Genomic DNA, 21,014 nt, shown 5'->3' on the forward strand with positions numbered 1-21,014 from the left:
AGTGAAACCGTGAGCAGCATGGATAGAGAAAGCTACGCACAGATGTTCGGCCCCACTACCGGCGATCGCGTGCGTCTGGCAGACACCGAACTCTGGCTGCAGGTAGAAAAAGATTTCACCCGCTACGGGGATGAAGTGAAGTTCGGCGGCGGCAAGGTGATCCGCGACGGTATGGGGCAGAGCCAGCGGCCGTCTGCCGAAACCCCCGATTTGGTCATCACCAACGCGCTCATTCTCGATCACTGGGGTGTGGTCAAGGCTGATGTTGCAGTTAAAGACGGGCGCATTTCCGGAATCGGCAAAGCGGGCAATCCGGATGTGCAGGAAGGGGTCGAAATCATCATCGGTCCCGGCACCGAAATTATTGCCGGCGAGGGTTCGATCCTGACTGCCGGCGGTATCGATGCGCACATTCACTTTATCTGCCCGCAACAGGTGGAGGAGGCGCTGATGTCCGGCGTTACCACCATGATCGGCGGCGGTACAGGACCAGCTACCGGCACCAATGCCACTACCTGCACCCCCGGTCCCTGGAATATTGGCAAAATGCTGCAGGCCACGGACAGCTTGCCGATGAACTTGGGCTTTCTCGGCAAGGGCAATGCCAGCCTGCCGGAAGCCATTGAAGAACAACTGGAAGCCGGTGCCTGCGGGCTAAAATTGCACGAGGACTGGGGCACTACACCCGCGTCCATCGACTGCTGTCTGACGGTGGCGGAAAAATACGATGTGCAGGTGGCGATTCACACCGACACCTTGAACGAATCCGGGTTTGTGGACGATACCCTCGGTGCTTTCAAGGGGCGCGCCATTCACACCTATCACACAGAAGGTGCCGGCGGTGGACACGCGCCGGACATCATCAAGGCGTGCGCCTCGGAAAACGTATTGCCGTCTTCCACCAATCCTACGCGTCCCTATACGGTCAACACCGTGGATGAACATCTCGATATGCTGATGGTGTGCCACCACCTAGATACCAGTATTCCCGAAGATATTGCCTTTGCCGATTCGCGTATTCGCAAGGAAACCATTGCCGCGGAAGATATCTTCCACGACCTTGGCGCCTTCAGCATGATTGCCTCGGATTCCCAGGCAATGGGCCGTGTGGGTGAAGTGGTTACCCGCACCTGGCAGACTGCGCACAAGATGAAAGTACAGCGCGGCAATTTGCCGGAGGATGCAGTTGGTGAAACTGCCGGCGCCGACAATTTTCGCGCGCGCCGCTATATCGCCAAGTACACCATCAACCCGGCGATCACTCACGGCATCGCCCACGAAGTGGGTTCCATCGAGTTGGGTAAACTGGCGGATCTGGTGTTGTGGAAGCCGGCCTTCTTCGGCATAAAACCATCGATGATTTTAAAAGGCGGGATGATTGCCGCGGCCCCCATGGGGGACCCCAATGCCTCCATCCCCACGCCGCAACCGGTGCATTACCGCCCCATGTTTGGTGCCCTGGGTTTGGCCGCGGCGAAAACCTCGGTGACCTTTGTGTCCCAGGCTGCACTGGACAACAGTGTCGGAGAAAAACTCGGCCTGCAACGCACCCTGGTAGCCTGTAAAAACACCCGCAATATCCGCAAAAAAGACATGCTGCTGAACGATTGGCAGCCGGACGTCACCGTTGACCCCCAGACCTACGAAGTGCGTGCCGATGGCGAACTGCTTACCTGTGAACCCGCCACGGAGCTGCCGCTGGCGCAGCGTTATTGCTTATTCTGATTGTGAGGAACGCCTTTTGACACTGGATATCTACGAGCGTCTCGGTACCGACAGCGAAAAAACGCCCCAGTATTCCCTGGTGCTGGACCACCTGCAGCGGGACCGCGGCCGCTTGCGTGCGCAGGCGACCGACGGCAGCGAAGTGCGGATTTTTCTGGAGCGTGGCAAGCCATTACAGGTAGGGGAAATCCTGCAGAGCCAGTGCGATAGCTATGTCGAGGTGGTCGGCGCCGAAGAGCCGGTAACCACCGCCCACTGCAATGACTGGTTCACCTTCAGTCGCGCCTGCTACCACCTGGGAAACCGTCATGTGAAATTACAGATCGGCAACCGGGAAAGCGCCAATGGATACTGGCTGCGTATTACCCCCGACCACGTGCTGGAAGAAATGCTGGAACTGCTCGGACTCAGCCTGACGCGAGAAGAGGCGGTGTTTGTACCGGAATCCGGTGCCTACAGTGGTGGTCATTCCCATGGGCACTCTCATGGGCACTCTCATGGGCACTCGCATAGCCATTCGTACAGTCATGGAGATAGCCACGATCACCATGAGCATCACCACCACTGACGCGGCGCTGCTGCGCCTGCTGCAGTTGTCCAGTGCCAGCCTGCCGGTGGGCGGCTACGCGTTTTCCCAGGGATTGGAGTACGCCATTGATACGGGCTGGGTGAAAAACTTCGAACAGACTCGCGAATGGCTGTCACTGCAATTGATGGAATCCCTGGCGCAGGTGGATTGCCCGCTACTGCTGCGTTGCTATCGCGCACTGCAGCAGGACGATATGGAACAGCTGCATTACTGGAACCATTACGCCCTGGCGTGCCGCGAAACCCGCGAACTGCGCCTCACTGACACCGCTACCGGCAACGCCCTTATCCGGCTTTTAGTGCAGCTGCAGATTGAACAGCCGCTGGGGAAATCCGAAGCCAGTTTTGTCACCGCCTTCGCCATCGCCGCACATCACTGGCAACTGAGCGGGGAAGCCGCCGTACTCGGGCTGGTGTGGGCCTGGCTGGAAAACCAGGTTGCCGCCGTCACCAAACTGGTGCCCCTGGGACAGACCCAGGCGCAGCAACTGATCGGCGAAATTCAGCAACAGGTACCGGCGGCCATCACCCGCGCAACACAATTACAAGACTTTGAACTCGGGGCTGGCCTGCCCGCGCTGGCTATCGCCAGCGCCAAGCACGAACACCAGTACAGTCGATTGTTTAGATCCTAACGAGAACCCAATAAGCATCCTGGGGATAAATACCATGACCACAGCCAAAAAACAGACCCTGCGTGTCGGCATCGGCGGCCCGGTAGGCTCCGGTAAAACCGCGCTGCTGCGTGAACTTTGCGGTGCCATGCGCGAGTACTACGATATCGCCGTCGTCACCAATGACATCTACACCCAGGAAGATGCCAAGTTCCTCACCCATCACGAGGCACTGAGCGCGGACCGCATTCTCGGCGTAGAAACCGGCGGCTGCCCTCACACCGCCATCCGTGAAGACGCCTCCATGAACCTCGCCGCCATCGACGAACTTATCGCCCGTCACGGCGAACTGGATGTGGTGTTCGTGGAAAGCGGCGGCGACAACCTCAGCGCCACCTTCAGCCCGGAACTCTCCGACCTCACCATCTATGTGATCGATGTATCCGCTGGTGACAAAATCCCCAGAAAAGGTGGCCCGGGTATCACCCGCTCCGATTTGTTGATCATCAATAAAATTGACCTGGCCCCATTGGTCGGCGCGTCCCTCGAAGTCATGGATCGCGATGCCAAAAAAATGCGTGGCGACAGGCCGTTTGTCTTCTCGAACTTGAAGGTACAAAAAGGCCTCAAAGACATTATCCAATTCATCGTGCGCGAAGGAATGCTGGAAGAAAAAGTCATTCCGGCAATTGCCTGAAAACGATCAAAGCAAGAACACAAGTAGTCGAGGAAAATATGAAAGCAAAAATTCTCTCCAAAATCGTGATGCTCATGACTCTCGTGAGCGCGAGTCTGGCCACTCAAGCCCACGAAGGTCACGCGCCTGCGGGTGTGGTACACGAAATGCACCATATGCTGTGGATTGTTATGGCATTTGCAGTAAGCGCGGTGGCGGTTTTTCTGTTCAGGAAATCGGAAAAGAAAAAAGAAGACACTCAGGACTAACAGGGTAACGAAAGCCACGAAGTAAAGCGCTGAGAAGTGAAGGCAGTGCACCCGGTGCGCTGTCGCCACGACACTAATTTCATGGCGTAGTCTGTGAGGCCCGCACCTTGAGCTTGTGCCCCACCTGAACAATCGCCTCGATTGCCGGCTTCAACTCCGCCCCCAGCTCACTCAACCGATACTCCACACTAGGCGGTGACGTCGGCATCACCTCGCGAATAACCACCCCGCGCTCCTCCAGCTGCTTCAGTCGTGTCGTCAGCATCTTTGCAGAGATCCCGGGAATATCACTTTTCAACTCGGTAAAACGCCGCGCCCGCTCACTCAGGAACCAGATAATATTCGGCGTCCAGGCCCCACCAATGACCTCCATACAGGTACTCAACGGGCAACTGGCCGGTGGCGTCTCCACCGGATTTTTTCGACGTGGCAGCACCGCAAACTTCCTTACTGTTTCCAAATTATGATCGCCGGAAAATCACCGGTTACCGATCGGTAACCAGGTATCCATGCTGTAACCACATATTGTAGTTACAAAGCTTCCATTAGTATATTTTGGTAACCACTGCCGCTAGACTGCCTCCCGCACACATCAGCCAGGGAGAGTATTTATGCGGAGAGAGGATTTTCGTGACAACCCGGTAGCGCAGTCACTGGGGTTAACCTACCCGGTGTTCCAGGGCCCCTTCGGCAGCGGCCACTCCAGTGCCGAACTTGCCGCCGCGGTGTCCAACGCCGGCGGACTCGGTGCCTACGGCGCCCATCACCTGTCCGGTGAAGGCATTCTTGCGCTAGCCGCGGATATTCGCAAACGCACCGACAAGCCCTTCAATCTCAACCTGTGGATTCCCCGGGATCAGGAGTGGGGCCAACCCTTCAGCAAATCGCGCGAACAAACCTACCTCAAAAAGATTGCCCCGCTTTATCAAGAGATGTCTCTCTCTCCGCCAGCGGCAGCCGAGAATCCGCTGCACGATTACGAAGAGCAGGTGGAGGCAATACTCGCAGCGCGGCCGGCGGTATTCAGTTTCGTGTTCGGTATTCCCGAACCCTCGATTCTCGATCGCTGTGCCGAGCGCGGCATCAAAACACTGGGAGCGGCGACCACCGTCGCCGAGGCGGTGGCATTGGAAAGCGCCGGCGTGGATATGGTGATTGCGTCAGGACTGGAAGCGGGCGGCCATCGCCCGGCGTTTTTGACAGAGCCCGAGCCGCGCACTTTGCTCACTACTTTTGCGCTGCTGCCCAGGGTGCGCGATGCGGTATCGATTCCGGTAATCGCCGCTGGCGGTATTGCCGATCATAGAGGCGTGCGCGCCGCCATGGCGCTTGGGGCAGATGCGGTGCAGGTAGGTACCGCGTTTCTCGCCTGTGAGGAATCCGGCGCGAGCGATATGCACAAGCGGCTGCTGCGCGAAAGAGAGAGTGTCGATACCGTACTGACGCGAGTGGTTTCCGGGCGTATGGCCCGCTATATCCGCAACCGCCTGACCGAAGCCAGTGATGTCTGGGACGATCCGGCGTTGCCCTATCCATTTCAGATGTCGGTGACGCGGCCGCTTTCCCGCGCTTCCACGGCAAGCAACAACCCCAATTTTGCCACCATGGCGGCCGGTCAAATTATCGGCCTGAGTCGCCATGTACACGCGGCAGAGCTGCTGTCTGCGCTGGTGGGCGAAGTCGACACTGTCCCTGAACGGTGAATATCGACCTGTTTCTGCACACAACCTCGTTTGAACCCTAATCAACAAAGGATAAAACCATGTACAAACTGTATTACATGCCCGGTGCCTGCTCTCGCGCGATTCACGCATTGATACTGGACCTGGACCAGCCGGTAGAGCTGATTGCGCGGGACTCGGTCGAGGACTTTCGTTCGATTAATCCGACCAACCAGGTACCGGTACTGGTAGATGGCGACCTGGTATTGCGCGAGGGTGCCGCCATTGTGCTGTATTTGCTGAACAAGCACGCGCCCGAATCACTGGGAGCCAGCGCGGCACAACAGGCGGAATTCACCCAGTGGCTGATGTTTGCCAACGCCACGCTGCACCCGGCCTATGGCCTGCTATTTTTTGCCAGTCGCGGCCTGGAGTCGGACGCGGCGAAAGAGGAAGTTTTGCAGAAAGCCGCCGCGCGGATTAACGGCCTCTGGCAACTGGTGGAACAGCGTCTTGCGGATCGGCCGGTTATCTGCGGGGAGAAAGTATCGGCGATCGATATGATGCTGGCGGTTTACGCCAACTGGGGAAATTACTTTCCGCTGGAGATCTCTCTGGGTAAAAATACCCGGCAGCTCTTTGAGAAAGTGGCGGAATACCCGGCCTTTGCAAAGGCGGTGGCCGCAGAAGAAGCGGTCGCAGCCTAGAAAGTCACGCGATTCAAAACGGGAGGCCGATGGCCTCCCGTTTTTTCGGTATCTTATCGCATCGGCTCAGGCGTCCGGGTTCAGTGCGCGTATTGCGATGCCCGCCGCCGCCGTACGGTTTTCAACGCCGAGCTTTGAGAAAACGCCTTCGAGATGCTTGTTGACGGTGCGCGGACTCACCTCGAGAATCTCGCCGATTTCACGATTGGTTTTCCCGTTGGCAATCCAGAAGAGTACTTCCGATTCCCGTCGGGTCAGCGACAGTTTTTCGCGCAGTATTGTCTCGCCGCCGGGGCCACCATCGTCTATCAGTTTCAACAGGTAGGTGCTGCCGCCGCGCTGCTCGATAAACACCACCGCGAGTGGTTTGTGAAAACCCTCCAGCTTTAATTTGTGGCCACTCCCCGGGTTGCGTGACAGCCATAGCTGCAGGTCTGCTGCCATTTTTTGTTGCAGGCCGCCTTCCATTGCACCGGCGCTGCTCAGCAGGGCATAGGTCTGTGGTGTGGCCCAGTGCATTCGACCCGCCGCATCGACGGTGCACAGGAACTGCCCGGTAGAGTCCAGGGCTTGGTGGGCGCTGGAGGTCAGGCGTGCATTGTTCAGATGCACTTTCATGCGGGCTAGCAATTCATTCGGCTGAATCGGTTTGGTCAGGTAGTCGACGCCACCGCTTTCCAGTCCGCGCACGATACTCTCCGACTCTGTCAGCCCGGTCATAAAAATCACCGGAATAGAAGCCAGCTCGGGATCGGCTTTCAGCAAACGGCAGGTTTCAAACCCATCCAACCCGGGCATGACCGCATCCAGCAGAATCATATCCGGGCGCAGGCGACGGGCGATATTCAGCGCCTGGTTGCCATCCAGCGCTACCAGTACATCGATTCCCGCCTGTTCGAGGGTGTCGTTGATCAGGCTCAGGGTATCTGGCGAATCGTCCACCACCAGTACGATATCACCTGTGTGCGTATCCGCCGTTGACCGGGTGGCACTGGCCGTGTCGTCACCGGGTTTCATGTTCACTCCTTGATTTCCAGGGCTTCGCTCAAAGGCTCGAAGCGCATGGTGTCCGCCAGCTGGCGGAATTCTTCAATGCGGTGTGTGGGTACCACCGATTCTGCGGCAATCCGGTCCAGGGTGCGGTGCACGCCGCTGCGGTAGCCGATGCGCGCGTATGCGAGCAGTTCTGCCAGCAGTGGATGATCCGGCAGTGCCTCACTCGAAGCGGCTCGTCGCGTTTGTGGTTTGGTCGCGGATCCGCTGTCGGTGGCGTAAACCCAGGTCAGTTTCAGCAGCTGGGCCATGGTGTCGAACAGCTTCTGGTTCACCAGTGGCTTCACTAGGTAAGCATCGTGGTGGGCGGGCTCGCTGTCGCCGGGTTTCAGGTGTCGCTCCTGTGCGTCCGCGGAGAGCATCACGATGGGGGCGGCAATACCGCGGGTGCGCAACTGCTCGGCGAGCTCCAGCCCACTCATGCCCGGCATGGTCACATCCAGCAGGAAAAGGTCGGGCTGTTGCTGCTGCACCAGTGCCAGGCAGTCTTCGCCGCTCTGTGCCTCCATCATGGAAAAGCCCAGTGGTGTCAGCAGGTCGCCAATCAATCCGCGGTGAATGGGCTCGTCGTCCACCACCATTACGCTGCGGCGCGGCCCTTGGTAACCGCGTATACGACGTTCCGGCACCTCGCTGCGGTGATCTGAATCCACCCACGATAGCAGCAGGGACACGGTGAAGCGGCTGCCGGCGTTCGGTGCGCTTTCCATGCGCAGCTCGCCGCCCATGATTTCCGTCAGCAGGTAGGCGATGGTCAGCCCGAGGCCGGTACCGGTGGCCACCGGAGTCGCGCCGTTGCGCACCCGCTCAAAGGGTTTGAGGATACGCGCCTGATCTTCCGGGTGAATGCCCACGCCGGTATCCACAATGGTGAACTCCGCTACCTGATTGCGGTAACGAATGTGAAAATCCACCTGTCCCTCGCGGGTGTATTTGATCGCGTTGGACAGCAGGTTGATCAGTATCTGCCGCAGGCGTTTTTCATCCGCGATTACCGTGGATGGCAGTGGATTGTGGATATGGCAATAAAACCGGATGCCCTTTGCCTCGGCCTGGGGACGGAACATTTCCACCATCTGTTCGAGCAGTTCCGGTAGCCGCACCTGGTTGCGGTAGATATCCAGGCGCCCGGCTTCGATCTTGGAAATATCCAGCAGCCCTTCAATCAGGTCCGTCAGGTATTCACCACTGCGTTTGATAATGCGCAGGCCATTGCGATGCTTTTCCGGAATGTCCTGCTGCTGGTTGAGCAGCTGCGCGTAACCGAGAATGGATTGCAGCGGTGTGCGGAGCTCGTGGCTGATGCCGGAGAGGTAGCGGCTCTTCGCGCTGTTGGCACGGTCCGCCTGCTCCTTGGCCGCTTGTAAGGCGCGGTCGGTTTCCTTGTGCGCTTCGATTTCGTTCAGCAGCAGCCGGGTCTGGCGGTTCGATTCCATCTGCGCAACGATGCGGCTGTCGTGGGTCAGCAGGAACAGCCAGGCCAACACGCCCGCAATCAGCAGCAGCACCACAAACAGTGTCCAGAACGCCTGGCTCAGCAACTGTGCCTCCCCGTCATTGGCCGGTTGTAGCTGGCCATAGATCAGTGACAACACGCCGGCAATACACACACTGGCGCCCAGCAGCAGAACGGCAAAGCGCCCCAACCGGGAATCCACCCCGTTCACCACGGCCTCCGGCACCAGTATTTTGGCGAAGGTGGCCAGCTGCCGGGAAAAGCGCGCGTCCGGCTTGCAGGCATCGAGACAGCGGGAGTCGAGTGAGCAACACAGTGAACAGATCGGGCCCTGGTAAGCGGGGCAGTGGCTCATGTCTGCTGGTTCGAAATCGTTTTCGCAGATACAGCAGGTCTGGGCTGACTGGATGTGGCTACTGACAGCGCGCTCACCGTCGCCGTCGAGAAAGTCCCGATGACGGGCGAGATAGAAACGGCCGCCGGTTGCCAGCCCCAGCAGTGGTACCATCACAAAGCAGATACCGAGGCTGATAAAGCTGGCAAAATTTTTCGCCACTTCGCCGAAATGGCCGAGGTAACACAGGATACCGATCACCGATGCCAGCAGCATGGAGCCCACGCCCACCGGATTGAAATCGTACAGATGCGAGCGCTTGAACTCCACGTAGGATGGACTGATGCCCAGCGGCTTGTTGATCATCAGGTCCGCCGCCAGGCAGCCTAGCCAGCTGATCGCCACCAGGGAGAAGATACCCAGTACGCCTTCGAGCGCGCGGTAAATCCCCAGTTCCATCAGAATCAGCGCGATGCTCACATTGAACACCAGCCAGACCACACGGCCCGGATGGCTGCGAGTAAGTCGCGAAAAGAAATTCGACCAGGCGATGGAGCCGGCGTAGGCATTGGTGACGTTGATCTTCATCTGCGAGATCAGCACCATCACGCCGGCCAGGATCAGCGCCATGGTGGGTGACTGGGTCAGGTAGTTGAACACCGTCTGGTACATGTACACCGGATCGGCGGCCTGTTCGGCAGAGGCGCCGTCGGTGATCGCCAGGTAGGCGAGGAAGGAACCGAACAGCATCTTGATCACGCCGATAAAGATCCAGCCCGGTCCGGCCAGGGTCAGCCAGAACCACCAGCGCTTGCGATTCTCCCGTGTTTTTTCTGGCATGAATCGCAGGTAATCCACCTGCTCGCCAATTTGCGCCACCATGGCAAAAAACACCGCACTGGCTGCACCAAACAGCATCCAGTTGAACCCCGCTCCCGCCGGATTGTGTTGCGGTGCGTACTGGGTCCAGTCTTCCACCCGGGAGATTTCAAACCAGGCCGCACTGCCCAGTGCCAGGCACTGCAACAGTAACCACAGCGGCTGGGTGCCGATCTGGAATTTGCTCACCGCGTGAATACCGTGGGTCACGATGGGAATGACCGCCAGCGCGCAGAATATGTAGCCGATGGCCGGGGGAATACCCAGCAGGGCATGCAGGGCCGAGGTGAGGATTGCGGCCTCGATGGCGAAGAAGATAAAGGTGAAGGAGGCGTAGATCAGCGAGGTGATGGTGGAACCGAGATAACCGAAGCCCGCACCGCGGGTCAGCAAGTCGATATCCAGGCCGTGCTTGGCGGCGTAATAGGTGATCGGAAAGCCGGTAATAAAGATCACCGCGGCCACCGCGAGCATGGCGGCGATGGTATTGATAAAGCCGTAGTTGAGGGTAACCGCCGCAGCGATCGCCTCGAGGGCGAGAAAGGCGGTGGCACCCAGGGCGGTTTTGGCCACCTGCTCAATGGTAAAACGGCGCCCGCGCACGGCGGTAAATCGCAGTGCGAAGTCCTCTAGGGTCTCGTCTCCCACCCACTTGTTGTAGGTCCGCCGTACGCGGAACACCTGTTGTGCGGGTCGCATGGCCTGTTGTTCGTTGTCGTTATCGTTGCCCGTAAATATTTCAACCACCGGGTGCTGCCTACTGCTGGTTTCTCGTCATATTCTTTTTTCTTGCAACAAGAATACCGGATTCTGTGCTGATTACTGCCATCCTTAGTGTACTTCCCTCCGCATTTCTGAAAACCGTCAAATGACGTAGTCACCGGCCCCAATACGCGTATAGCTCCCCTGTCCCCACGGTCGAATAATCGATAGCAGCAAAAATAACCAATCGAAACCAAGACCGAGACCAAAAACCAAGGGGACAATCATGGAGAAGTATTCAGGAGGTGAGCGACTGCCAGCGGTATGCCAGTCGAAGAAAAGGTGGCTAGGTGGCGCCTGTGCGGCAGGGGTTCTGGCGGCGAGCGCCGTATCACTGCCGGTGTCAGCCAAGCAGTACGAATCGGAAGGTGGGCAGACGTTCAGTATCGGTGCCGGATTTCGCTCCCAGTTCCAGTCGGTGGAAGGGGATAGCGAATTCACCATGCCGGATATCCGCGTCTACACCTCTGGCCAGCTGAATGACACGGTGAAGTTCACCTTCAATCTGCAGCAACGGGACGGCGACACCGTGGATGTGCTGGATGCGATTGCGCAATTCGAGTTCAGCCCGGCGTTCAATATCTGGGCGGGCCGCATGCTGACGCCGGCGGACCGCATCGAAATGAGCGGACCTTACTACGGTCTCAGCTGGAACCAGTATCGCCAGCCGCTCTACGCCTCCGACCAGGGTGGCCAGGCGGGACTCATCGGGCGCGATGAGGGCATTACCTTTTGGGGCACCGCGGGAAAATTCCAGTACGCCGCTGGTAGTTTTATTGGCCTCGATGAATACAGCAACCAGGACGAGAAACCGCTGTACGCCGCGCGCTTTGCCTACAACTTCCTGAATATGGAAGCCAATCCCGGTTACTACACAAGCTCCACATATTACGGTGGTCTCGGCAATATTTTTACCCTGGCACTTTCCCTGCAGAGTCAGGAAGACGGTGTGGGTAGTGCGGAGTCCGCCGGTGACTTTTCCGGCTGGACCGTGGATATGCTCTCGGAAACAGTGCTGGATGCCGGCGGTGTGATTACCGTCGAGGCGGAATACAAAAGTTTCGATGCCGATTACACCCTGGCCTCCCCGCCCACCAGCGGCGATTGCTTCTGTCTGTTTGACGGCGAGTCGGTCTTTGCCACTGCTGCCTACCTGTTTCCGGCCAACGTGGGCCCGGGCAAATTCCAGCCCTACCTGCGTCTGGTGGAAAACAGCCCCTCCGATGCCGACAGCAGCAGTTCCACCGAGCTGGGCCTCAATTATGTGGTCAACAGCCACAACACCCGCCTGAACCTCAGCTATGTCTCCGGTGATGCCAACGCCTCCGGATATGCAGGCGCGGATGTGGATGTGTTGAGCCTCGGCATGCAAGTTCAGCTTTAAATCTACTGCGCGTGCGCCTGACGGCGTCCGGCGGTGCGCGGAATGCGCATGTATGCCAAATACACTCCGCTTTCTGTGCTCCGGCGGCCACCATCAGCCACCCGCTCGCTACGATTTAACAAATCTAAAAGGAACTATTCCATGAAACTGAAAAAATTCGTTGCCAGCCTGGCGTTCGCCGCCGGCACCAGCGTAGTCAGCGTTGCCGCACTGGCGGCTGAGACCATTAAAGTCGGCGTACTGCACTCGCTTTCCGGCACCATGGCCATCAGTGAAACCACCCTGAAAGACACGGTGCTGATGATGGTGGAAGAGCAGAACCGCAAGGGCGGTCTGCTGGGTAAAAAGCTCGAAGCGGTGGTGGTAGACCCGGCTTCCGACTGGCCACTGTTTGCGGAGAAGGCCCGCGAGCTGCTGACCAAAGAAAAAGTGGATGTGATCTTCGGTTGCTGGACATCGGTATCGCGCAAATCCGTGTTGCCGGTGATCGAGGAACTGAACGGTTTGATGTTCTACCCGGTGCAGTACGAGGGTGAAGAGTCTTCCAAAAATGTGTTCTACACCGGTGCCTCGCCGAATCAGCAGGCAATCCCGGCAGTGGATTACCTGATGTCCGATCTCGAAGTGGAGCGCTGGGTACTGGCCGGTACCGACTACGTCTATCCGCGTACCACCAACAAGATCCTGGAGGCGTACCTCGAATCGAAGGGCGTCGCCAAGAAAGACATCATGATCAACTACACCCCGTTCGGGCACTCCGACTGGCAGAGCATCGTTTCCGATATCAAGAAATTCGGTGGCGCCGGCAAGAAAACCGCGGTGGTCTCCACCATCAATGGCGACGCCAACGTGCCCTTCTACAAAGAGCTCGCCAACCAGGGCGTCAGCTCCGAGGACATTCCGGTCGTGGCTTTCTCCGTAGGTGAAGAAGAGCTTTCCGGTATCGACACCGGTCCGCTGGTCGGCCATCTGGCGGCCTGGAACTACTTCCAGGGCATCGACAGCGAGGCCAATGAATATTTCGTCCAGCAGTGGAAAAAATTCATCGGTGATGAAAAGCGCGTAACCAACGATCCCATGGAGGCGACCTATATCGGGTTCAACATGTGGGCCAAGGCGGTGGAAAAAGCCGGTTCGACGGACGTGGATTCGGTTGAGCAGGCAATGATCGGCATCGAGTTCCCGAACCTCACCGGCGGCGTTGCCAAAATGAACAAAAACCATCACCTGTCCAAGCCGGTATTCATCGGCGAAATTCAGGACGACGGTCAGTTTGAAGTGGTGTGGGAAACCGAGGGTGTCGTGGCCGGCGATGCCTGGTCTGACTTCCTGCCGGGTTCCAAGGACCTGATTGCTGACTGGACCGCACCGATCAAGTGCGGCAACTACAACACCGAGTCCAAGGCCTGCAGTGGTCAGGCTCAGTAAAGCGGTTGGCGAAATCCACCCAATCTTGATGTAACGAATGCGGAGAGTTTAGTGAAGGTTTTACTACTCAAGCTTTGGATGGCAGCAGTGGCCGTTTTGCTGCTGCCAACCGGCAGTCCGCTGGCGCAAACAGAACCCACAGCAATCGCTGTGGGTTCTGTGCTCCAGCAATTACCCGGCGCAAGTCTGAAAAAGACCGGCGACCTGGTGCGACAGCTGGAGCAGGCCGGGGGCGCTGAAATGCGTTCTCTATTTGAAGTGATGCTGGCCGGTGATCTCTACTATGTGAAAGAGAGCGGACAATTGCTGGAGATCCAGAAAAACAGCAGCGGAACCCTGGTGGGCCGGGCGCTGTTTGATGGCGCGGAACTCGGGGAGTTCAAATCCCGCGCGGTAAAAAAAATACGTGTAAACAATCGGCTCCGCAGTCAATTGCGCGATGCCATTGCACGAATCGATTTGCTCCACGGTGACGGGCAGTCGCAGCGCGCGGCGGTACTTGCCATGCTGGGCGATTTGACGCCACAGAATATCCGGCTGTTGGAAGAAGCACAAACAGCCGGTGTGAACGCCGAAGTCGCCGAGTTGATCAGTCTCGCAGGCGCCATGGTGCAGCTGCGCGACAGCAACAGCACCGCAGATCGCCTTTCCGCAATCACGATCATGCAGGGGCGGCTGGAAGCCCCGGTTCGCAATCAACTGCAGCGATTGTCGAACACTGAGAGTGAACAGGATGCCGCGGTCACGGCGGCCGCGCAGAAAGCACTCGATAAAATTTCCGAACGCATCAAATTCTACAGTCAGATGGAGCAACTGTTTTTTGGCCTGAGCCTCGGCTCGGTACTGTTGCTTGCGGCCATTGGCCTCGCCATTACCTTCGGGGTGATGGGGGTGATCAACATGGCCCACGGCGAAATGATCATGCTCGGCGCCTACACCACCTATGTGATTCAGCAGCTGATGCCCGGGGCCATTGGCTATTCGCTGCTGGTCGCGGTACCGGCGGCTTTTCTGGTGTCTGGCAGTGTGGGCGTTTTGATCGAGCGGGGCGTCATTCGACATTTACAGGGGCGTCCGCTGGAAACCTTACTCGCCACCTTCGGTATCAGCCTGATTCTGCAACAGGCGGTGCGCAGTATTTTCTCGCCGCTGAATATGCAGGTGGTGACGCCGGACTGGATGAGCGGTTCCCTGGCGATCAACCCGGTGTTTTCCGTCACCTACAACCGGTTATATATCCTGCTGTTTGCCCTGGCGGTATTCGTCGCATTGGTGACAGTTCTGAAAAAATCCTCTCTCGGCCTGAATGTGCGCGCGGTATCCCAGAATCGGGATATGGCCAAAGCCATGGGTGTGCGCACGGAAATGGTCGACGCCATGACCTTCGGTCTGGGCTCCGGGATTGCCGGAGTGGCCGGGGTGGCGCTTTCACAGCTCACCAATGTGGGGCCTAACCTGGGGCAGTCTTACATCATCGATTCCTTCATGGTGGTGGTATTTGGCGGTGTCGGCAACCTGCTCGGTACACTGGTGGGCGGCTTCTCCCTGGGGGTTGCGAATAAATTCCTTGAACCGGCCACCGGCGCGGTACTGGCCAACATCATTGTGCTGGTCTGCCTGATCCTGTTTATCCAGAAACGTCCAAAAGGGTTGTTTCCCCAGCGCGGGAGGGCAGCGGAATGAGCACAATGAGCACAATGACTCGTACGCTGGAGAAGATGACGGCCGCGATGACCGAGCTGCGCCAGCCTGGCAAGGGCTCCTCATTGCTGGTGGGGATACTCCTGGTGACGACCCTGGCGATGTCCGCGGCCAACCTGCTGTTACCGGCAGATTCGCCGCTATATGTCAGTACCTACACCATTACGCTCATGGGGAAATACTTGTGCTTCGCAATGCTTGCCATGGCGGTGGACATCATCTGGGGATACTGCGGGATTCTTAGTCTCGGCCACGGGGCTTTTTTCGCGCTCGGCGGTTACGGTATGGGCATGTACCTGATGCGACAGATTGGCGACCGCGGTGTCTATGGCAACCCGGATCTTCCGGATTTTATGGTGTTCCTGAACTGGCAGGAGTTGCCCTGGTACTGGTTCGGTATGGATCAGTTCTGGTTTGCGGTGTCGATGGCGCTCGCCATCCCCGGCCTGTTGGCATTTATTTTTGGCTGGCTGGCATTCCGCTCGCGGGTGACCGGCGTTTACCTGTCGATCATGACCCAGGCGCTGACCTATGCATTGATGCTGGCATTTTTCCGCAATGAAATGGGCTTTGGCGGCAACAACGGACTGACGGATTTCAAGGATATTCTCGGCTTTGATTTGCAGGCGGACAGTACCCGTGTGGCGCTGCTGCTGATTACTACCTTGCTGCTGGTGATCGCCTTTATCAGCAGCCGCGCCATCGTGGAGTCGCGTCTTGGTAGGGTGATAGTGGCGGTGCGGGATGCCGAGGCGCGGGCGCGTTTCCTGGGCTACCGTACCGAACACTACAAGGTATGGCTGTTTGTTTACTCCGCACTGATCGCGGCAGTAGCCGGCATCTTGTATGTCCCCCAGGTGGGCATTATCAATCCCGGTGAATTTGCTCCACTGAATTCCATCGAGGTGGTGGTGTGGGTGGCCGTCGGAGGCCGCGGCACCCTGTACGGTGCCATTGTCGGTGCACTGCTGGTGAATTACGCCAAAACCCGCTTTACCGCCATCATGCCGGACGGCTGGCTGTTCGCGCTCGGCGCTTTGTTTGTCATTGTTACCGTATACCTGCCAAAGGGCCTGGCAGGCTTGTTGCAGCGTTTTGTCAGTACACAAACCCCGCAGCCCACGCGGGATAAAACGCAGGTCGACAGCAGCCGCGAAGTGAGCGGCGGAGAGGTGAACGCATGACGAGTTTGAATCAATTCGCAGGCCAGGCGCGCGAACTGTTGCGCCGGGATACCGCTTGGCCGTTTCTGGTACCGCGTCGGCGCTCGCCGGATGTGTCGAAAAACGTGATCCTGTATCTGGAAGACCTGAGCGTCAGTTTCGACGGATTCAAGGCGCTGAACGATCTCACCCTGTATGTAAACGACGGAGAACTGCGCTGCCTGATCGGCGCCAATGGCGCCGGCAAAACTACCTTGATGGATGTGATTACCGGAAAGACCCGGTGCGACAGTGGCAGCGCCTGGTTCGGCCAGAATATCGACCTGCTGGCTCACGACGAAGCGGAGATTGCGCAGCTGGGGATCGGGCGGAAATTCCAGAAGCCCACGGTATTTGAAGCGCACACGGTTTTCCACAACCTGGAGTTGTCCCTGCAGGGTAGCAAGGGGGTGTGGAGTGCACTCACCGCGAGTCTCTCCGGCAGCGAGCGCGACCGGATCGATGAAGTGCTGAATATTATCGGCCTGGAAAATGCCCGCCACCAGTTGGCCGGTGCGCTGTCCCATGGCCAGAAGCAGTGGCTGGAAATTGGCATGTTGCTGGCCGCCGAACCGCGCCTGTTGCTGGTGGACGAGCCGGTGGCGGGTATGACTGCGGAAGAAACCGAGCGTACCGCAGAGTTGCTGACGTCCCTCGCCGGTAAACATACGGTGATTGTGGTGGAGCACGATATGGAATTTGTACGCAGTATTGCGCGCACGGTAACGGTATTGCACCAGGGTTCGGTGCTGGCGGAAGGCACCATGGACCAGGTGCAGAACAACCGCGATGTCATCGAAGTATATCTGGGGGAAGAGGCATGATCCGGATTGAAAAGCTCAACCAGAAATACGGCGGAACCCAGATCCTGTGGAATCTCGACCTGGATATTGAAGAGGGTTCCTGCACTTGCATCATGGGGCGTAACGGCGCCGGCAAGACCACATTGCTCAAGTGTCTGATGGGGTTGTTGCCAGCCAGCACTGGCCGGATTTTGTATCAGGGTAAACCGATTGAGGGCAGCCCGGCACAGGCGCGGGCAAAAATGGGGATTGGCTATGTGCCCCAGGGCAGGGACATATTCCCGATGTTGACGGTGGAAGAAAACCTGCAGATCGGATTGCCGGCCCGCGGTGACGGCCTCAAAAAAATTCCCGAGCGGATTTTTGAACTGTTTCCCGTGCTCAAGGATATGCTGCACCGCCGCGGCGGTGATCTTTCCGGTGGTCAGCAACAGCAGTTGGCGATAGGCCGCGCTCTGGTGATTGATCCGAAGGTGCTGATACTGGATGAACCGAACGAGGGTATTCAGCCCAATATTGTGCGCCAGATCGGCGACGTCGTTACGCAACTCAATGAAGAGGACGGGCTGACGGTAATCCTGGTGGAGCAGAAGCTGGGGTTTGCGCGTCGGGTGGGAAAAGAGTTTCGTTTGATGCAGAAAGGTTCAGTGGTTGCGGCGGACAAGATGTCGAATCTGGATGATGGTTTGATTCGCCAGTATTTGGCGGTCTAGGTAGGGTTCAGGCCTAGTTTCCAGGCCCAGGTTTTAGGCCCTGGGTTTAGGCCCAGGTTTCAGACAAGAACACGCAGGTAATTGCGATTGCCGTAGTGATGAAACTCTTCCAGCGCACTGTAGGCGAGTTTGATTACATGGTCATCCTCGCTGTGCAGCGCTTTTTCCCGGATTGCTGTCTGCCGTTGCAAAATATTGTCGATTTCCTCCGACGGAATGGGCTGAATTTTTTTTGGCCCGGTACTTAAGTACGCAATCACCAGCCCCTGCCAGAAATAGCGCAGTGCACTCTGCTGGCTTTCGCAGTAGGACAGTATCAGTCGCAGTGCGTGGCAACCAGTGACACCGTGGAGCAGGGTGAAATCCCCCGTGCCCAGGTACGCATCGATGGCGACACGGGCAATGTCTTCGAGGCCCAAAAATTGCGGCTGGATTGGCGTCTGCAGCCAATCGGGCTGGCCGGTAACAGCCTGCATATGATCGGCGATATTGCCCGGGGCTACGGCAACCTCCGGGTATTTTTCCGCAACCCGGCGAATGATGGTTGCGGCTGTCTGCGGAGTGGTCTCACTGCTGCTACTCAGTTCATGGTAGTCGAGGTTCCAGAAGGCCAGCCCCATGGCAATTTCTTCCAGATGGCGGGCGTCGATGCCGTAGGCGGTGCGGATAAGGCCGTGGAAGGCGGCGGTGGCGATGGCCGGTAGTAGTGGCGGCAGCTCCTGCTGCAGGCACTTGGCGATACCTAGCTGTCTGAGCTGCTGTTCGTAGTAGTGCAACACACTGGGAAAGGCGTCGTCGCGGTTGCGGTAATCCGCGGGCTTTTCAATGTCGGCAACGGGGCTGTATGGGCGCGGGTGCAGGTGCGGGGTGCTGCGGTCGAACGCGTGTTTGAGTGGTTGCGGTCCCGCACTCAGCTTGTCCAGGGCGATCAGCACCATGGGCAGGTGGTTGGCCAGGCGGTCGCCGTAGTGTACGTGGTAGCGGCTGCCGGCTTCGAGTAGCTGTGCGCAGTCGCGGGTGATACTCATCTTGTGCCCCCTCTGCTGGTCGCGTTTCCCGTCAGCGAACTTCGACCCTATCTCCCAAGTGTATGGTGGCCGGTATCTGGTTGGCAGATGCGGGTGCCAGGTTCATGCCAAAGTAAATTTGGCCGTCTTCCCAGCGGCGGTAGCTGGCCAGGGTGCGCAGGGGCTCTTTCTGTGCGCGTCCGGTAAACGGGTGCAGACCGGGAATGCCGCAACGGGCACAGGGGTGGGTGCAGTCGAATACCAGCGGGCCGTCGTGGGTGTGGATGATGAGGGTTTTCCAGCTGTCTTCGGCAAAGGGTTCGCAGCCACTGACTACCAGATTGGGGCGAAAGCGCAGCATGGATACGGGCTCCGCGAGGCGGCCGTTGAGATCGTCCAGGGATGCCTGGCTGATGACCAGCAGTGGCGCGGCATCGGCGAAGCTTACCTGCCGGTCTTGCCGCGGGGCCTCCAAGTGGCGCTGGAATTCATTGCCCATGGCAACGAGACGCACTGGGGATTGCAGCTGTTCGCTGAGCCAGTGTGCGGCTTCGTCGCCGGCATCGCGGGCGCTGACCTCATCGTCCCATACGCGTACCACACGGGCGTTTGCATCGCTGTCTGGCTGGCGGATTTCGATGGCGACCCCTTCGGGGTTTTCCAGGCGCACCCCACTGCTGGTCACGGTGGCTTTCAGTTGCGCCATGGGCCGCAGTCGGCGCTGGGTGACGAACTGGTTATCGCCATCTACCAGCATCCAGCGGCGATCATTGACCGCGCCGAAGCGGTCCAGTGGCAGGGATTTGCATTTGTGTCCCTGCAGGGATTTAACCGGGAAATGGTAGAGCGCGGATATTTCCACGGATGGCTCCTTGATCCTATGTCTGGAGCGGCAAGAGTACTGGTTAAAGGGGTAACAAAAAAGGCCCGCAGACGCGGGCCAGTGGTAAACCTGTGAGACAAGTTTAACGGAGATGAAATGCCATTCAGGGCTCGGACGGCTTGCCGAACTCTGGAAAGCCCTCTTTATTCCAGTGAATTGCTTTTACAAAGGTGTGGCGGTTCGGATCCCACAGTGGGTCGCCGACAATTTCGGTGTAGGTGCGCGCGTGGAAAACCAGGATATCTTCGCTGCCATCTTCGGAGACGGTGAAACTGTTGTGTCCGGGCCCGTAAATACCGCGCTGGTAATCGCTTTCCAATACGGGCTTGGGGGATTTTTCCCAGCTCGCAGGATTCAGTACATCTGCATTTTCATCCGCCCACAGTAGCCCCATGCAATAGTTGTGATTGGTGGCGCTGGCGGAATAGCCGATAAAAACACGGCCATTTTTCTTGATCACTGCGGGGCCTTCATTCACCAGGAACCCGATCACTTCCCAATCGTATTCCGGTTTGGTCAGCAGTACCGGTTCACCCACGATGGAGGTGGGGCTGTCCATTTCGGCGATGTAGAGATTGGAGTTGCCGGCAATACCTGGACCCTTCTGGGCCCATAAATAGTAGTGTTTGCCATGGTGTTCAAACACGGTGGCATCGAGGCAGAAGGTGTCGATGCCGGAGTCTACCTGGCTGAGTTCCCAGGTGGCGTTCATCGGGTCAGCGCCGGTGGTGGTGAGGGCGTACATCCGGTGTTGAAAGAGGTCGTGTTTGATTTCCCGCGATGGCGCTGCGGCGAAGTAGATGGCCCAGGTCGGGGCCTGGCCTTCGATGTGGACATGGTGGATTTCCGGGGCCCAGATCAGGTCAGAATAGGGGCCGGTTTCGGGTTTGGTCCACAGGGTAACTTTTTCGGCCTCGGCGAGGCCGGCGATGGTGCTGGCGCGGCGCAGTTCCAGGCGGTCGTATTCTGGAACTGAGGCGATAAAGTAATAAAACCCATCACTGTGTTTGTAAATAAACGGATCGGCGCGCTGCTCGATCAGCGGTTGCAGTAAAGGTTCTGCAATTTTATCTGGAATCACTTTGGTACTCCGCTACATCTAATTAGTGTTCTTAATATGTTTTGTGGCGGCGCCGGTATCGGGTGCAGGTTTGTGAGACACGCCGTGA

General features: G+C 57.9%; 19 protein-coding genes. 13 read left to right on the plus strand and 6 right to left on the minus strand.

The features are described 5' to 3' along the window. The first annotated feature begins 9 nt into the window (after positions 1-9). Genes ureC through GRX76_RS05665 form a run of 5 tightly spaced genes read left to right on the plus strand, consistent with a single transcriptional unit; the run spans position 10 to position 3,872 of the window. A complete protein-coding gene (gene ureC / locus GRX76_RS05645; protein WP_160152418.1) occupies positions 10-1,725 on the plus strand; it encodes an urease subunit alpha in 1,716 nt (571 codons plus the stop codon). A gap of 16 nt (positions 1,726-1,741) precedes the next feature. Continuing rightward, positions 1,742-2,293: an urease accessory protein UreE gene (gene ureE, locus GRX76_RS05650; RefSeq protein ID WP_201276918.1), complete on the plus strand. Its 552-nt coding sequence runs from the start codon at positions 1,742-1,744 to the stop codon at positions 2,291-2,293. After that, the gene (locus tag GRX76_RS05655) at positions 2,274-2,948 is read left to right on the plus strand and encodes an urease accessory protein UreF (protein WP_201276919.1); all 675 of its coding nucleotides are present in this window, start codon (positions 2,274-2,276) and stop codon (positions 2,946-2,948) included. Before ureE ends, GRX76_RS05655 begins: the two co-directional genes overlap by 20 nt. A 34-nt stretch (positions 2,949-2,982) precedes the next feature. Next, positions 2,983-3,624: an urease accessory protein UreG gene (ureG, locus tag GRX76_RS05660; RefSeq protein ID WP_160152421.1), complete on the plus strand. Its 642-nt coding sequence runs from the start codon at positions 2,983-2,985 to the stop codon at positions 3,622-3,624. A 38-nt stretch (positions 3,625-3,662) separates the two neighbouring features. Continuing rightward, complete coding sequence (locus GRX76_RS05665; RefSeq protein ID WP_160152422.1) at positions 3,663-3,872, plus strand: hypothetical protein; 210 nt, start codon at positions 3,663-3,665, stop codon at positions 3,870-3,872. Between the two features lie 79 nt (positions 3,873-3,951). Here GRX76_RS05665 and GRX76_RS05670 read toward each other — a convergent pair whose 3' ends face one another. Continuing rightward, positions 3,952-4,308: a helix-turn-helix domain-containing protein gene (locus tag GRX76_RS05670; protein WP_201276920.1), complete on the minus strand. Its 357-nt coding sequence runs from the start codon at positions 4,306-4,308 to the stop codon at positions 3,952-3,954. Between the two features lie 175 nt (positions 4,309-4,483). On the opposite strand from GRX76_RS05670, the gene GRX76_RS05675 reads away from it, so the two are divergent. After that, a complete protein-coding gene (locus GRX76_RS05675) occupies positions 4,484-5,575 on the plus strand; it encodes a nitronate monooxygenase family protein (RefSeq protein WP_160152423.1) in 1,092 nt (363 codons plus the stop codon). 59 nt (positions 5,576-5,634) lie between these two features. Continuing rightward, on the plus strand, positions 5,635-6,240 hold the full coding sequence (locus tag GRX76_RS05680; RefSeq protein ID WP_160152424.1) for a glutathione S-transferase family protein: 606 nt from the start codon (positions 5,635-5,637) through the stop codon (positions 6,238-6,240). Between the two features lie 66 nt (positions 6,241-6,306). On the opposite strand, the gene GRX76_RS05685 is transcribed toward GRX76_RS05680, so the two are convergent. Together GRX76_RS05685 and GRX76_RS05690 are read right to left on the minus strand one after the other, a co-directional pair. Continuing rightward, positions 6,307-7,257, minus strand: a complete 951-nt coding sequence (locus tag GRX76_RS05685) for a response regulator transcription factor (RefSeq protein ID WP_160152425.1) — start codon at positions 7,255-7,257, stop codon at positions 6,307-6,309. 2 nt (positions 7,258-7,259) lie between these two features. Next, positions 7,260-10,709, minus strand: coding sequence for an ATP-binding protein (locus GRX76_RS05690; RefSeq protein WP_201276921.1), 3,450 nt, complete (start codon positions 10,707-10,709; stop codon positions 7,260-7,262). A 241-nt stretch (positions 10,710-10,950) separates the two neighbouring features. Between GRX76_RS05690 and GRX76_RS05695 the strand changes: the two genes are divergently transcribed. From GRX76_RS05695 to urtE, 6 genes are all read left to right on the plus strand, one after another. After that, entirely contained in the window at positions 10,951-12,108 is a 1,158-nt protein-coding gene (locus GRX76_RS05695; RefSeq protein ID WP_160152426.1) for a hypothetical protein, read from the plus strand. Between the two features lie 141 nt (positions 12,109-12,249). Then, a complete protein-coding gene (gene urtA / locus GRX76_RS05700) occupies positions 12,250-13,536 on the plus strand; it encodes an urea ABC transporter substrate-binding protein (protein WP_160152427.1) in 1,287 nt (428 codons plus the stop codon). A gap of 51 nt (positions 13,537-13,587) precedes the next feature. Further along, positions 13,588-15,219, plus strand: coding sequence for an urea ABC transporter permease subunit UrtB (urtB, locus tag GRX76_RS05705; protein ID WP_236250561.1), 1,632 nt, complete (start codon positions 13,588-13,590; stop codon positions 15,217-15,219). A gap of 35 nt (positions 15,220-15,254) precedes the next feature. Continuing rightward, complete coding sequence (urtC, locus tag GRX76_RS05710; RefSeq protein ID WP_160154831.1) at positions 15,255-16,421, plus strand: urea ABC transporter permease subunit UrtC; 1,167 nt, start codon at positions 15,255-15,257, stop codon at positions 16,419-16,421. A gap of 5 nt (positions 16,422-16,426) precedes the next feature. Then, positions 16,427-17,263, plus strand: a complete 837-nt coding sequence (urtD, locus tag GRX76_RS05715; protein ID WP_370463952.1) for an urea ABC transporter ATP-binding protein UrtD — start codon at positions 16,427-16,429, stop codon at positions 17,261-17,263. After that, on the plus strand, positions 17,260-17,955 hold the full coding sequence (urtE, locus tag GRX76_RS05720; protein ID WP_160152429.1) for an urea ABC transporter ATP-binding subunit UrtE: 696 nt from the start codon (positions 17,260-17,262) through the stop codon (positions 17,953-17,955). The genes urtD and urtE overlap by 4 nt, the downstream gene beginning before the upstream one ends. A gap of 59 nt (positions 17,956-18,014) precedes the next feature. Here urtE and GRX76_RS05725 read toward each other — a convergent pair whose 3' ends face one another. The 3 genes from GRX76_RS05725 to GRX76_RS05735 all read right to left on the minus strand — a co-directional run bounded on the left by GRX76_RS05725 (position 18,015) and on the right by GRX76_RS05735 (position 20,926). Further along, on the minus strand, positions 18,015-18,983 hold the full coding sequence (locus tag GRX76_RS05725; RefSeq protein WP_160152430.1) for a questin oxidase family protein: 969 nt from the start codon (positions 18,981-18,983) through the stop codon (positions 18,015-18,017). A 31-nt stretch (positions 18,984-19,014) separates the two neighbouring features. Beyond that, positions 19,015-19,824 carry an MOSC domain-containing protein gene (locus GRX76_RS05730; RefSeq protein ID WP_160152431.1) on the minus strand — a complete coding sequence of 270 codons (810 nt, stop codon included), beginning with the start codon at positions 19,822-19,824 and terminating at the stop codon, positions 19,015-19,017. Between the two features lie 124 nt (positions 19,825-19,948). Continuing rightward, positions 19,949-20,926, minus strand: a complete 978-nt coding sequence (locus tag GRX76_RS05735; RefSeq protein ID WP_236250562.1) for a family 43 glycosylhydrolase — start codon at positions 20,924-20,926, stop codon at positions 19,949-19,951. Positions 20,927-21,014 lie beyond the last annotated feature (88 nt).

This window comes from Microbulbifer sp. ALW1 (assembly GCF_009903625.1).
Taxonomy (GTDB): Bacteria; Pseudomonadota; Gammaproteobacteria; order Pseudomonadales; family Cellvibrionaceae; genus Microbulbifer.